Here is a 12,783-nt window from a genome sequence, read left to right as displayed (position 1 = left end):
CGTATTTTCTGCTGAGATGGGGCAGACCGGGACCGATCGACCGGACGGAGGAACGGATGCCGGGTCAGACTCCGCCCGAACGGCGGCCCGCCGACCACCGCCGCCCCTACCTCATGCTGCCGGCCCCCGTCCGGGCCGCCGCCGCGTGGTCCGCGGCCCTGGTGCTGCTCATCACCGTCGCCTCGCTGGTCGTCTTCGCCCTGGTCGAACTGCGCGCCGCCACCGTCCCGGTGATCCTGGCCCTGCTCGGCACCTCGCTGCTCCAGCCGGTGATGCCGTGGATGGTCCGACGCGGCGTCAGCCGGTCGATGGCCGCCGGCCTCACCTGCGCCGTGCTGGTGGCCGCCGTCGGCACCGTGATCGCCCTGCTGGTCAACTCCCTGGTGCACAGCGCCCCGCAGATCGCCGCCGCGCTCCAGGAGGCCGGGGACCGGCTCGCCGAGTGGCTCGGCCCGTTCGGCGAGAAGATCCGGCACGTGCTGGACAACGCCCAGGGCGAGACCAACACGCTCGTCACCACCCTCACCGACAGCGTGCTCTCCGGTCTCGGCCTCGCCACCCAGATCGCCACCGGCGGCGTGCTGGCCCTCGCCCTGGTCTTCTTCTTCCTGCGCGACGGGCACCGCACCGGCGACGTCATCCGCTCCTACCTGCCCGAACGCACCGCCGAGACGGTGGTGGCCTGCGGCGAGCGGGCCTTCGAGGCGATGGCCGGGTTCATGCGCGGCACCACCCTGATCGCCCTCATCGACGCCTTCTTCATCACCGTCGGCCTGCTCGTGCTCGGTGTGCCCGGTGCGCCCGGCCTCGGCGCGCTGGTCTTCATGGGCGCCTACATCCCGTTCGTCGGCGCCTTCCTGTCCGGCACCGTCGCCGTGCTGGTCGCCCTCGCCGACGGCGGCCTGGGCACGGCGCTCTGGGCGCTCGGTGTGGTGGTCGCCGTCCAGGTCGTCGAGGGCAACATCCTCCAGCCGCTGATCCAGAGCCGCACGGTCGAGCTCCACCCGGCCACCATCATGGTCGCGGTGGTGGCCGGCTCCGGGATCGCCGGGATCATCGGCGCACTGCTGGCCGTCCCGGTCTGCGCCGCCGGGCTCGGGGTCGTCTCCGTGCTGCGCGGCGACCCCGGCCGGCGGCGCCGCGCCGACCACGACGCCGACGGGGACGCCGCCCTCGCGGACGCGGCTCAGCAGTAGGTCAGCGGGCGGCCGCGCCGCAGCGCGTACTCGGCGCCGCGCAGGAAGACCGCGGCGTAGAACGCGACGTCCAGGTCCTGCGTCCACCGGCCGGGGGAGACGGCGGCCGCGGCGGCCGCGTGCTCCTCGAACCAGGTGCTGATCGCCAGGTCGTCGCAGTGCTCGGGCAGGCCCGGCGGAAGCGCCAGCAGCTCCGCCAGCCGCCGGGCGGCGGCCAGGGCCCGGTGGGCGTCGCCGACCGCCGTGACGTCGTTGTACGCGCACTCCACCGGCAGCACCAGTGGCGCGTCCAGCTCCCTGGGCAGCAGCACGTCCCAGCCGACCAGCGCCTCCAGCGTGCCGTCGGCCAACTCCCCGCAGAACTCCGAGAAACCGGAGATCGGGCGGTACATCTTCTCCTCGAAGTCCAGCCCCGGCCCCGCCCGGAGCTCCACCGGCGGCGGGTAGGCGAACGGCGGCAGCCCGCGCCCGGCCAGCGCCGCGTCGATCTCCCGGCCCACCGGCCCGAACACCTCGTCGTCGGCCCAGTCGTCGGCCGCGACACTCACCAGATAGACACCCATGGCGGCGACGCTAGACGGTGCCACCGACAATCCGCCGCCGCCGCGAAATCCGTTTGCCCGGACGGGGCGGGTCGGGGAGAGTGCCGCTGATGTGCGGAGAGGGGCGGAACGGGACATGACGATGGAACGGATCGTGGTGGCGGACGCGGCCGCCGGGCCCTACGGGATCACCGTGGGACCGGACGGCGCCCTCTGGTTCACCCTGGTGCACGCCGGGGAGGCCGGGCGGCTGGCGGCCGACGGGAGCGTCACCCGGTACGGGCTCGGCGCGCCCGGGTGCGGGCCCGCGGTGATCACGGCCGGCCCCGACGGCGCGCTCTGGTTCACCCGGATGCGTGACCACCGGATCGGCCGGATCACCGTCGACGGCGAGGCCGGTTCCTTCGCCCTGCCGACCGGGGACTGCGGGCCGTACGGCATCGCGGCGGGCCCCGACGGCGCCCTCTGGTTCACCGAGCTGAACGCCGGCCGGATCGGGCGGATCACCGTGGACGGCGAGGTGACCGAGTACCCGCTGCCGGTCGCCGGCGGCTACCCGTCGATGATCACGGCCGGGCCGGACGGCGCGCTCTGGTTCACCCTCAACCAGGCCCACGCGATCGGGCGGATCACGGTCGACGGCGAGGTCGCGCTGCACCCGCTGCCCACCGGGGGCGCCGCCCCCGTCGGCATCGCCCGGGGCGGCGAGGCGCTCCGGTTCGTCGAGATCGGCGCCGGCCGGGTCGGGCGGATCACCGTGGACGGCGAGGTGACGGAGCATCCGCTGCCCGATCCCGGCGCCCGCCCGCACGCCGTGGCCGCCGGCCCGGACGGGCGGCTCTGGTTCACCGAGTGGGCGGCCGGCCGGATCGGCTGCCTCACGCCCGACGGCCACTACACCGGCCATCCGCTCCCGGCCGGGAGCGCCGAGCCGCACGGCATCGCCGTCACGGCCGACGGCACCGTGTACGCGGCGCTGGAGACCGGCGAGATCGTCCGGCTGGTCGCCTAGGGCGGAGCCCCGGCGGCGCGGACCCGGGCTGCTCCACCGGACACGCCTCGGCCCTCACCGGTGGTGGGCGGCCGGGGTGTGGCCGAAGGTGCGGCGGAAGACGTCGATGAACGCGCTGGCCGAGGCCCAGCCGCAGCGGTGCGCCACCGCGGTGACCGGGACGTCCTCGGCCAGCAGCCGCAGCGCGTGGTGCAGCCGCAGCTGGGTGCGCCACTGCGGGAAGGTCATGCCCAGCTCCTCGCGGCAGAGCCGGCTCAGCGTGCGCTCACCGGCCCCGGCGGCCCGGCCCAGTGCGCCGAGCGTGCGGCCGTCGGCCGGGTCGGCGTCCAGCAGCGCGGCGAGGGCCGCGAGCCGCGGGTCGCGCGGCACCGGCAGGTGCAGCGGCTGTTCGGGCGCCCGGCGCAGCTGGTCCAGCAGGACGGCCAGCATCCGCCGCCCCTCCGGCGTGCCCTCGGTGCCCGGGCGGCTGTAGGCGACCAGCAGTTCGCGCAGCAGCGGGCCCACCGCCAGCACGGCCGGGCGGGTCAGCCCGAGCGGATTGTGACCCAGCGGCAGACCGACCGTGTGGAGCACGGTGGGCCCGTAGGCGCGGTGCCGGTGGCCGGTGCCGGCGGGGATCCACAGCGCCCGGGTCGCGGGGGCGACCCAGGTGCCCGCGGCGGTGGTCACCGCCAGCACGCCCCGGCCCGCGTAGACGATCTGGTGCGCCTCGTGGCGGTGCTCGGAGACGGTCGCGCCGGCGGGCAGCGGGCGGGTGACCGTCAGATCCGGCAGCAGGCGGGAATTCGGCATTGCCTGGCATTTTATCGGAAGTCCGCCACCGCCCGGCGGCCCGAGGATCGCTCCGTGACCACTCTCCGATCCTCCCGTCCCGCCCCCGGCACCGCCCGGATCGCGGTGCTGGCGGCCGGCCACGCCGCCGTCGACCTCTACCAGGGCGTCGTGCCCGCCCTCGTCCCCTTCCTCGTCGCCGGACGCGGCCTCGACTACGGCTCCGCCGCCGGGGTCGTGCTGGCCGCGACCCTGCTCTCCTCGATCGTCCAGCCGCTGTTCGGCGCGCTCACCGACCGCTGGGCGATGCCCTGGCTGATCCCGGCCGCCACCGCCGCCGCCGGGATCGGCGTCGGGCTGGCCGGGGTGGCCGGCCCCTATCCGCTGCTCTGCGCGGCGGTCGCGCTCTCCGGGGTCGGGGTCGCGGCCTACCACCCCGAGTCCGCGCGGCTGGCACGCGCCGCGAGCGGCGACAGCCACACCCGGATGGGCTGGTTCGCGCTCGGCGGCAACATCGGTTTCGCGCTCGCCCCGCTGATGGTGGGTCCGGTCCTGGCGGCCGGCGGGCTCGGCGCCACCCCCTGGCTGGCGCTGCCGGCGCTCGCCGCGGCGCTGCTCACCGCGCCGGTGGTCCGCACCCTGGCCGCCCGCGCCGCCACCGGACCCGCCGCCGACGCCGCGGACGGCGCGCGGCGCGACGACCGGACCGCCTTCCTGTGGCTCTCGGCGGTGATCGGCTGCCGCTCGGTGGTCTTCGTCGGGCTGAGCTCCTTCGTGGCCCTCTACGCCCGCCAACGGCTCGGCGGCGGCTCCGGGGTGGGGACGGCGGCGCTGTTCACCCTGTTCGCCGGCGGCGCGGTCGGCACGGTGCTCGGCGGCTGGTGCGCCGCCCGCTGGGGCCGGGTGCGGACGGTGCGGCTGTCGTACGCGGCCGCCGTCCCGGCCGTCGCCGGACTGCTGCTGGTGCCCGGCCCGGCCGCCCTCTACGGCTTCTCGGCGCTGATCTCGCTGGCCCTGTACGTGCCCTTCTCGCTCCAGGTGACGCTGGGCCAGGACTACCTGCCGAGCCGGATCGGCACCGCCAGCGGGGTGACCCTCGGCCTCGCGGTCAGCGTCGGCGGCCTCGCCGGTCCGGCCATCGGGCTGCTCGCCGACCACGCCGGCCTGCGCACCGCGCTCGCCCCGCTGGCGGTGCTGTGCGCGCTGGCCTGGCTCCTCGCCCGCCGCCTGCCCGAGCCGGGCGCCGACGGCGCCGCGCCGACCCCGGTCGCGGCGGCCGGGCCCGGTGCAGCCGACGTCCGGTGCGCCGGCGCCCCGTCCGACGCCCTCGGCGAGCCGGCACGACGAGGCCCGTCCCATGGGCGGTGATGACGAGCCGGACCCGGTCCCGGGCGCCCGGTCCGGCGAGCGACGGCCCGCACCACGCGGTGCGGGCCGTCGCCCCCTGCACAACCTCGCCCGAACCGCCTGAACCAGCAGGCCGGACCACACACCGGCCTGCCGGCACCCGGGCTTCTGGAACACGCTTCAGCGGACGTTGCCCGACTGCTGCGTCGGCCCGGCCGCCGGTGCGGCCTCGGCCTTCGGTCCGGTCCCGGCCCCAGGGCCGGTCGTCGGGCGCATCCGTGACGCGACGACGAGCGTGAGGACGACGACCGCGGCCATGGCCAGGAAGACGTCGGAGTAGGCCGAGCCGTCGGCGCCGGAGTGGAGGGGGTTGACGGCATCACCGCCGCCCTGCTGCCGTGCGGACACCAGCACGCCGAACACGGCGGGGCCGGTACCGGCCCCGAGGAACTGGGCCCCCTGGAGGATCCCGAGGCCGACGCCGACCTGATCCGGGGGCAGTGCGCTCGCCGCGGCGCCGATGACGGTGGTCATCACGACCGTGAAGCCGATGCTCAGCCCGAGGACCCCGGCTCCGGCGAAGACCACCGAGGAGCCGCCGGCGAAGGACGAGAGGAACAGCGAGAACAGCCCGAGGAGGCCGAGCCCGCAGAGCACCAGGACCCGCGCGTCGACACGGCCTGCGAGGCGTCCGATCCACGGCGACAGGAGCGCGGTCACGACCCCGGCCGGGATCATCACCAACGCGCCCTTGCCCGGGGTGAGTTCGTCGACCTCCACCAACAGCAACGGGACGAACACCAGGCCGCCGAGGTTGACGGCCATGGCCGGAAACGCGACGAGGACGCCCGTCCGGTAGACGCGGTCGGCGAACAGCGACGGCGGTACGAACGGCTGGTCGACCCGGACGGTGCGCAGCCCGAAGAGTGCGAGCGCCGCGATCGCGGCCAGGAGGCTGCCCCAGGACAGGGGGTCGGTGAAGCCGGAAACCTGCGCCCGGGTCATGCCGAACAGGACGAGACCGGCTCCGAGGCCCAGGAGTGCGCCACCGGGGAGGTCGAGCCGACCCGAGCCCCGCGCGGTCCCGTGTCAATCGGGCCTGCACGCGCGTGCTTCGGGGCGGGCGGTCACGGGGTGGCGCAGAGCTCGGTGGCAAGGGCGCAGAGGGCGGCGCGGTCGGGGCGGCCGGTCTTGGCGAGGAGGTTGGCGAGGTGCTTCTCCACCGTACGGGGGGAGATGGACAGTTTGCGGGCCAGTTCCTGGTTGCCCGGGCGGTCGGCGAGCAGGACGAGCACCTCGTACTCGCGGACCGTCACCCCGCAGGTGCGCAGGCCCGCCGGCAGGGCGTCGCGGCCGCCGCGGTGCTGGGCGACGCTCGCGCCCGCCCGGCGCAGCAGGGTGCGGCAGGCGGCGGCCACCGGCTGGACCTCCAGCTGGTGGAAGTACTCCTCGGCGGTGCGCAACCAGGCCACCGGCTCGCCCCAGCCGTCGGTGAGCGCGGCCTCGGCGGCGAGCCGCAGCGCCAGGTGGTGCGCGAGCGGGAAGGCCGCGGCGCCCGGACGGGCCTCGGCGAGGGCGCGGGCGGCCTGCTCCGGGCGGCCCTCGCGGCCCAGCACCACCGCGTCGGCGAAGCGCAGGAACTGGCGGTTCCAGGCCAGTTCGGCGGCGGGCACGGCGGCGGCCCGGTCCAGTTCGGCGCGGCCCCAGCGGCCCTCGACCACCTCCAGCAGCGGGTGCAGGCCGTGCCGGCCGGCCAGGTAGAACACGCTGGGGTGCTCCTCCTCCCAGGCCAGCCCCGCATCCAGTTCGGCGCGGGCGGCGGTGCGGTCCTCGGCGAGCAGCGCGCCGACCGCCCGGCAGAGCCCGTAGCGCAGCGGCGTCAGGAAGGACTCCTCGCCGCCGGCCTGGCGGAACCGGGTCAGTTCGCGCTCCATCTCCCGGGTGCGGCCGAGGTGGGCGGCGAGGGTGGCGGAGGAGAGCAGCAGGTAGCGGTGGGCGGCGAGGTTGTGCAGCCGGGCGGTGGCGTCCAGGCAGCGGTCGACGGTGGTGCGGGCGGTCTGCCATTCGCCGCGCATCACGGCGTTCATCGCGAGCAGGCCGTCGAGGGTCTGGGTGAGCACGATCGCGCCGAGCCCGGCGGCGGCCTCCCTGGCCCGCTCCAGGCGGGTGCCGTCGCCGGTGCGCATGAAGGCGTTGGCGCCCAGCCGCAGCATCGCCTCGACCCGCCAGACCGGCAGGGCGTGCGCCTCGGCGACGGCCAGCATCCGTTCCAGGCAGGCGTCGGCGGCGTCGAAGCCGCGTTCGCGGGCGAGCAGGGCGAGCAGCTGCCAGGCCTGGCAGGCGACCACCGGGAGGCCGGAGCGTTCGGCCACCTCGGCGGCGCGACGGGCGCGGTGTTCGGCCCCGGCGAGCCGGGCGGCGGCGTCCGGGGCGTCCGGGGCGCCGTCCGGGCGGCCGTCGGGGGCCGCCGGGGCGTGGTCCGGCAGCAGCGCGAGGTGCCCCTCGACGACGGCCAGCGCGGCGTCCTGCTCGGGGCGGGGCCGCCCGGCGGTGAGGGCGCGCACGGCGGCCACCTGGGCGGCCGCGTCGGCGGAGCGTTCGGCCATCACCGCCGCCCAGGCGAGCCGGGTGTGCAGCTCGATGCGGCGCTCGACCGGCGGGGCGCTGCCGGCGGCGGGCGCGGGCGCGACCGGCGGCAGGGTGCGGACCAGGTCGAAGGCGCGGTCCAGCTGCCCGGACTCGGCCAGGGCGGGCAGCAGCCGCTCGGTGATGCCGGCCCGTTCGGCGTCCCCGGCGAGTTCGTGCGCGCGCTCCAGCAGGACCACCGCGGACCCGGCCGCGCCGGCCTCCAGCACCCGCCGGCCGGCCTCCGCGAAGTGCACCGCCGCGCCCGCCCGGTCGCCGCCGTCCAGCAGCAGCGAGGCGACCAACTGACGGCGTTCGTCGGCGAGTTCGGGATCGGCGCGGAGGATGGCGTGGGCCGCCCGGCGGGCCAGCGCGGCACGTTCGGCGGGGGCCAGGGCGGCCGTCACCGCGTCGGCGGTCAGCGCGTGCCGGAAGGCGTAGCGGTCCGGGGCGGCGCCGTCCGGCACGATCACATTGGCCTCGGAGGCCGAGCGCAGATGGCTGAACAGGGTGCGGTCGTCGTAGCCGGTGATCAGTTGCACGGTGGTCACCGAGAAGCGGCTGCCCAGGGTGGCCGCGGTCAGCAGCAGGTCCCGCACCTGCGGGTCGAGTTGGTCGATCCGGTGGCCCCAGCTGCGGACGATGGTGCTGGGCACGCCGGGTCGCGAGCCGTCGGCGAGCGCCCAGCGGCCGTCCTCGCCCCGGCGCAGCGCGCCCGAGTCCAGCAGGTCGGCGAGCAACTCCTCGACCAGGTACGGGCAGCCGTCGCCGCGTTCGGTGAGGTGCTCGACCAGCGCGGACGGCAGGTCGGCGCGCTCGCCGTCCAGGATCGCGGCGGCCAGCGCGGCCACCTCGGCGGGCGGCAGCGGCCGCAGCTCGGTGACGGTGGCGGCGCGGCGGCGCTCGGCGGCCCGCACCAGCTCCAGCGCCGGCCCCGGTTCGGCGCGCAGGGTGGCGAGCAGCAGCACCGGCAGGCCGGCCAGGTTGTCGACCAGGTACTCCAGGACGGCGACGGTCTCCGCGTCGGTGTCGTGGAGGTCCTCCAGGAGCAGCACGCAGCCCTGTTCGCGGCCGAGCACCGCGAGCAGCCGCAGCAGCGCCTCGGCGAGCTCGACCACCGTCTCCGGGTAGCCGCCCGCGCCGGGTGCCGCCGCGCCGTCCCGCCACTCGGGGACCAGCCGGGCCAGCGCCGGCCGGTAGGGGGCGAGTTCGGGGTCGGTGGGCGGGCCGGCGGCCCGGAACCGGGAGGAGAGCGCCTCGATCAGCGGCCGGAACGGTGTCACCGTGCCGGTGGAGCTGCCCCGCCCGCGCAGCACCGGAAGGCCCAGCCCGTACGCCTGGTAGGCGCATTCGCCGGCCAGCCGGCTCTTTCCGATGCCGGCCTCGCCGAGCAGGAAGACCGCCCCGCCGCCCTGTTGGCGGGCGGTGGCCAGCGCACCACCGAGCATCGCCAGCTCGGTGGCACGGCCGACGGTGATCGACGACGTGGTCCGCATGGCCGCAGGCTACTTGACAGGGTATCGGTTCTGAAGAGTGGTGGGTCGGACACGGAGCGGACACGGCACCACCACCGGGTGGTTGCCGTACGACCACATGCGGAGCGCGGGCCCCGCGGGCGGCGTCGGCGGGGCCGTCGTCCGGTCGGTCCCCGGCTCGTCGTCGGCCCCGGTCCGTCGTCGGCTCCGGTCCGTCGTCGGGTCCGCCGCCGAGGGGCTGCCCGTTCCTCGGCGGCGGAGGTCCGGCCGGTCACGGCCGGGGTGGTGCGGGGTGGTGCGGGGTGGTGCGGTGGTGCGGGCCGTTCTCAGAAGGGCGTGGTCATCGTCGGGAACTCGACGATCGGCGGGATGGCCCCGCCGGTGCCGGCGAGCAGACGCGAACGCAGGCCCAGGCCGCTCCCCGGGCGCAGGCGGATCTCGCCGGCCGGGTGCTCGGCCGTCTCGCCGGGGCGGGCGGCGGATTGCGGCGGGGTGAGCCGCTGGTCGTGGTCGTGCATGGGTCTTCGCTCCGTTTCGGGTCGTGGAGGTCGGTCCGGATGTGGTGCGGACCGTGCGGATGTCCGCTGGCAAGGACGTCGCACGGGTGGCGCCGGTTCGGTCGGGACGACAGGGACGGGTGGTGCGGGCCGCGTGTGGGGGCGCGAGCCGTGGTGCGTGGGGGCGTGGGGGCGGGCGGGGCCCGCTCGGGCGGGTCAGCCGAGCGCGGCCGGGCTGTGTGGGGCGGAGCGGGACGCCGCAGGCACCCGGGGGCGCAGCAGCAGGGCGGCCGGCACCTGTTCGGGGAAGCCGAGGCGGAGCAGCCCGTGCCCGATCCCGGCGAGGCCGGTGAGCAGCCCGGGGTGGGCGACGTGGTCGGGGGTGCCGGAGCGCGGACCGTCCTGGTCGACGGCGGCCAGCAGCGCCCCGGCCCGGCGGACCCACGGGGTGCGGCCGGCGGCGGGACCGTGCCGGCCGAGCAGTTCCAGCACGCCCAGCTCGCCGTGGCAGAGACTGTGGTCGCCGAGCGGTGCGGCGCGGGCGGTGTTCCGCACGGCGCGCTGGGCCCAGTCGGCGAGCCGGCGGTCGGCGAGCGCGAGCGGACTGTCCACCACGGCGAGCGCGACGCCCGGGCGTCCCCGGCACCAGGAGCCCTCGCGGGAGCGGACGGCGGTGGCGGCGTGCAGGGCGGCCAGACCGGCCCGGTGGTGCGGGCCCGCGGCGGGTTCGCCGACGGCCTCGGCGTAGCGCAGCAGGGCCCAGCCGACCCCGGCCGAGCCGTGCGCGAACCCGGCGGCGGCGGGGGCGGGCCGGGCGGCGAGCCGCTCGGCGCAGCGGCCGGCGGCGGCCAGGGCGGCGGCCGACGCGGGCCCGGTGGCATCCGCGGCGTGCACGGCGAGCAGCGCGGCGAGCCCGCCGGCGGTGCCGCTGTGCACACCGGCGTCGTCCTCGCCCGCGGCCGCGGCCGCGGTGAGCGCCACCGCCGGGCCGGTCCAGGCCGCGACCAGCGGATCGCCGAGCAGCCGGGCGAGTTCGGCGAGGGCGTAGGCGATCCCGCCGAGGCCGGCGAAGGCCCCGGAGCCGACGGCGGCCGGGTGGCCGGGGTGGGCGCCGAGCGAGTCGAGCAGCCCGGGGACGGGCGCCAGCGACCGGCGGGCGACCTCGGCGTAGCGGTCGGTCCCGGTGAGCGCGGCGAGCTGGGCGAGGAACAGCGCCGTGCCGGTGTAGCCGCCGGCCAGGTCCGCGCCGAGCGGCCGCACCCGCCAGTAGCGGTCGGCGAGCAGTTCCAGCCCGAGCCAGTTGGTGCGGGAGCGGCCCTGGTAGGCGGCGGCGACGAGCTGGTCGCCGAGGCCCCGGGCGGCGGCCAGCAGCTGTTCGGGCTCGGGGGCGGTGGCCCAGACGTTCTCGGGCACCGGGCGGCCGGGCCGGTGGGCGGGAGTGCCGGCGGCGCCCGCCATGGCCGCGCGGACGATCCACTCCTGGTCCTTGCGGTCGACGGAGCCGAGCGCGGCGAGCTTGGCCTCGGCCCGGGCCAGTCCGGTGGCGGCCAGTTCGCGGGGCAGCCGGCGGCCGTCGGAGGTCCACAGGTCGCGCGAGCCGGGGCGTGCGGTGAAGAACGGGACGTCGCCGGTCCACAGGTCGGCGACCTCGTGGTCGGCCAGCCCGGGGCGGCCCGGGTCGTCGACCGCGTCGGTGCGCAGCAGGTCCAGCACCGCCTGCCGGGCGCCCGCCTCGCGCAGCACGTCCGGGTGGGTGGACTCGTCGAGCAGCCGGGCGTAGACCCGGGTGGCCCGCGGCACGACCCGCACCTCGGCGTCCGCGAAGCAGCGCAGCAGCCCGCGCGGGCCGGTGAGGTCGTCGCGCCCGGCGGCGAGCGCGGCGTACCCGGCGCGGAAGCCGTCCACCAGCGCCTCGGTGTGCTCGGCGGGGTCGACGGGCGCGCCGCCCAGCCGGGGCCGGTTGTGCGCCTCGCCGAACGGGCGGGGGCGGCGCACCAGGCGCATCTCGTCGGTGCCGGCGGCCGACCAGTCCACGCCGTCCACGGGGGACAGCCGCCGGCCGGTGCAGCCGCCGCCGATGCCGGAGACGTCCACGGCGCCGTCGTCGCCGATCAGCAACTGCGGCAGCAGGCCGACCCGGTGGACGGACTCGGCGAGCGCGCGGGCCGCCGGGTCCTCGGCGGGGCCGGAGGCGGAGTCGGGAGCGGAGGCGGAAGCGGCACCGGAGGCGGGAGCGGTGCCGGAGGCGTCGGCCGGTGGATGGAACAGCGTCTCGACGTCCACCAGCACCGGGTGGTCCCCGCAGGCGACCAGGTTCTCGAAGTGCAGGTCGGTGCCGTCCAGGACGTGCAGCAGGGCGAGCAGCGCGCCCTGACGCCGGTAGAAGCGCTCGACGTCGTAGCGGGTCAGGCAGGGCCGGGCCTCGGCGTACTCGGTCCAGCCGTGCGAGCCCCGGTCGAGCAGGCCCAGCGCGCGCAGCCGGGGCACCCCGGGGCGCCCGCTGTACCAGCCGAGCAGCGCGTTGAAGTGCCGGTGCGCGGCGGGCGGCCGGGGCCGGTGGACCACGGCGGTGCCGTTGGCGAAGTGCAGCACGGCGACGGCCCGCCCGCGCCGGTGGCGGTCGCCCGCGTCGGCGGTGACGGCGACCAGCGCGCCCGGGTCGCGGCCGCGCAGCAGCCCGGCGACCAGCAGCGCCCGGTCGGTGGTGAACCGGTCGAGCAGTTCGGCGTGGGCGTCGGCGGCGTCCAGGCAGGCCCGGGCGAGCAGCCGGGCCAGCACCGGGTACGAGCGCAGCAGCGCGGCCAGGCCCTCACGGCGGGCGGTCAGCGCGAGGAACGAGCGGAACCGCTCCTGCGGGGTGCCGCCGGCCAGCCGCCCGGCGGCACGGGCGGTGTGGAGCTCCAGGACGAGGGTGCGCGCGGCGGTCCGGGCCAGCCGTTCGGTCAGCCGGGCGGTGAACTCGGCCCGCAGGGCGGCCAGATCGATCCGGCCCAGCTGGTCGGCGGCGCGCACGGCGGGGGAGAGCGAGGTCAGCAGCCGCACCTGGGCGCGTTCGGCGAAGGGCTGCAGGACGAGCGCAAAGCCGCTCAGACCCGGGTAGGCCGCGCGCGGCACCATCGGGCGCACCGGTGCGGCGGCCACCGCGGCCTCGGTGAAGGCGGCCCAGTCCGGGCGGGCGGCCGGGACCGGCCGGCCCGGCGTCAGGCCCCGCTCCCACCACGGGGGGCCACCGGCACGGGGGGACCGGAGCCGACCGGGGTGGGAGCGGGGAGTCTGTGCGGGTGACGCGACCGGTGCTGCGGTCTCTCCTGCGGTCGG

At 77.5% G+C, this 12,783-nt stretch carries 9 protein-coding genes; 3 read left to right on the top strand and 6 right to left on the bottom strand.

Annotated elements, in window-relative coordinates:
• Nucleotides 1–56 precede the first annotated feature (56 nt).
• Nucleotides 57–1,196: an AI-2E family transporter gene (locus ACFVVL_RS02840; RefSeq protein WP_380295543.1), complete on the top strand. Its 1,140-nt coding sequence runs from the start codon at nucleotides 57–59 to the stop codon at nucleotides 1,194–1,196.
• Here ACFVVL_RS02840 and ACFVVL_RS02835 read toward each other — a convergent pair.
• The gene (locus ACFVVL_RS02835; protein WP_387670863.1) at nucleotides 1,187–1,759 is read right to left on the bottom strand and encodes a hypothetical protein; all 573 of its coding nucleotides are present in this window, start codon (nucleotides 1,757–1,759) and stop codon (nucleotides 1,187–1,189) included. The two genes, ACFVVL_RS02840 and ACFVVL_RS02835, sit on opposite strands and share 10 nt — an antisense overlap.
• A 115-nt stretch (nucleotides 1,760–1,874) precedes the next feature.
• Here ACFVVL_RS02835 and ACFVVL_RS02830 point away from each other — a divergent pair, with 115 nt between their 5' ends.
• Complete coding sequence (locus tag ACFVVL_RS02830; protein WP_387670861.1) at nucleotides 1,875–2,750, top strand: virginiamycin B lyase; 876 nt, start codon at nucleotides 1,875–1,877, stop codon at nucleotides 2,748–2,750.
• A gap of 54 nt (nucleotides 2,751–2,804) precedes the next feature.
• On the opposite strand, the gene ACFVVL_RS02825 is transcribed toward ACFVVL_RS02830, so the two are convergent.
• Nucleotides 2,805–3,542 carry a helix-turn-helix domain-containing protein gene (locus ACFVVL_RS02825; RefSeq protein WP_380295547.1) on the bottom strand — a complete coding sequence of 246 codons (738 nt, stop codon included), beginning with the start codon at nucleotides 3,540–3,542 and terminating at the stop codon, nucleotides 2,805–2,807.
• Nucleotides 3,543–3,596: 54 nt separating this feature from the next.
• On the opposite strand from ACFVVL_RS02825, the gene ACFVVL_RS02820 reads away from it, so the two are divergent.
• Nucleotides 3,597–4,889 (top strand): MFS transporter, encoded by a 1,293-nt coding sequence (locus ACFVVL_RS02820; protein WP_387670859.1) that lies wholly within the window; start codon nucleotides 3,597–3,599, stop codon nucleotides 4,887–4,889.
• A gap of 159 nt (nucleotides 4,890–5,048) precedes the next feature.
• Here ACFVVL_RS02820 and ACFVVL_RS02815 read toward each other — a convergent pair whose 3' ends face one another.
• From ACFVVL_RS02815 to ACFVVL_RS02800, 4 genes are all read right to left on the bottom strand, one after another.
• Nucleotides 5,049–5,873 carry an MFS transporter gene (locus ACFVVL_RS02815; RefSeq protein ID WP_387670857.1) on the bottom strand — a complete coding sequence of 275 codons (825 nt, stop codon included), beginning with the start codon at nucleotides 5,871–5,873 and terminating at the stop codon, nucleotides 5,049–5,051.
• A 122-nt stretch (nucleotides 5,874–5,995) separates the two neighbouring features.
• A complete protein-coding gene (locus ACFVVL_RS02810; RefSeq protein ID WP_387670855.1) occupies nucleotides 5,996–8,989 on the bottom strand; it encodes an AAA family ATPase in 2,994 nt (997 codons plus the stop codon).
• 305 nt (nucleotides 8,990–9,294) lie between these two features.
• On the bottom strand, nucleotides 9,295–9,486 hold the full coding sequence (locus ACFVVL_RS02805; protein WP_387670853.1) for a hypothetical protein: 192 nt from the start codon (nucleotides 9,484–9,486) through the stop codon (nucleotides 9,295–9,297).
• 195 nt (nucleotides 9,487–9,681) lie between these two features.
• Complete coding sequence (locus ACFVVL_RS02800) at nucleotides 9,682–12,606, bottom strand: type 2 lanthipeptide synthetase LanM family protein (RefSeq protein ID WP_387670851.1); 2,925 nt, start codon at nucleotides 12,604–12,606, stop codon at nucleotides 9,682–9,684.
• Nucleotides 12,607–12,783 lie beyond the last annotated feature (177 nt).

This window comes from Kitasatospora sp. NPDC058115, assembly GCF_042884635.1.
In the GTDB taxonomy this organism is placed as follows: domain Bacteria; phylum Actinomycetota; class Actinomycetes; order Streptomycetales; family Streptomycetaceae; genus Kitasatospora.
The sequence above is the reverse complement of the archived record's forward strand: the minus strand, read 5'-3'. Positions and strand labels throughout refer to the sequence as shown.

What these genes read in the sequence shown, in the direction of transcription:
- ACFVVL_RS02825 (WP_380295547.1), bottom strand. Translation starts at nt 3,542, where the DNA reads ATGCCGAATTCCCGCCTGCTGCCGGATCTGACGGTCACCCGCCCGCTG.
- ACFVVL_RS02815 (WP_387670857.1), bottom strand. Translation starts at nt 5,873, where the DNA reads ATGACCCGGGCGCAGGTTTCCGGCTTCACCGACCCCCTGTCCTGGGGC.
- ACFVVL_RS02810 (WP_387670855.1), bottom strand. Translation starts at nt 8,989, where the DNA reads ATGCGGACCACGTCGTCGATCACCGTCGGCCGTGCCACCGAGCTGGCG.
- ACFVVL_RS02835 (WP_387670863.1), bottom strand. Translation starts at nt 1,759, where the DNA reads ATGGGTGTCTATCTGGTGAGTGTCGCGGCCGACGACTGGGCCGACGAC.
- ACFVVL_RS02830 (WP_387670861.1), top strand. Translation starts at nt 1,875, where the DNA reads ATGACGATGGAACGGATCGTGGTGGCGGACGCGGCCGCCGGGCCCTAC.
- ACFVVL_RS02805 (WP_387670853.1), bottom strand. Translation starts at nt 9,486, where the DNA reads ATGCACGACCACGACCAGCGGCTCACCCCGCCGCAATCCGCCGCCCGC.
- ACFVVL_RS02840 (WP_380295543.1), top strand. Translation starts at nt 57, where the DNA reads ATGCCGGGTCAGACTCCGCCCGAACGGCGGCCCGCCGACCACCGCCGC.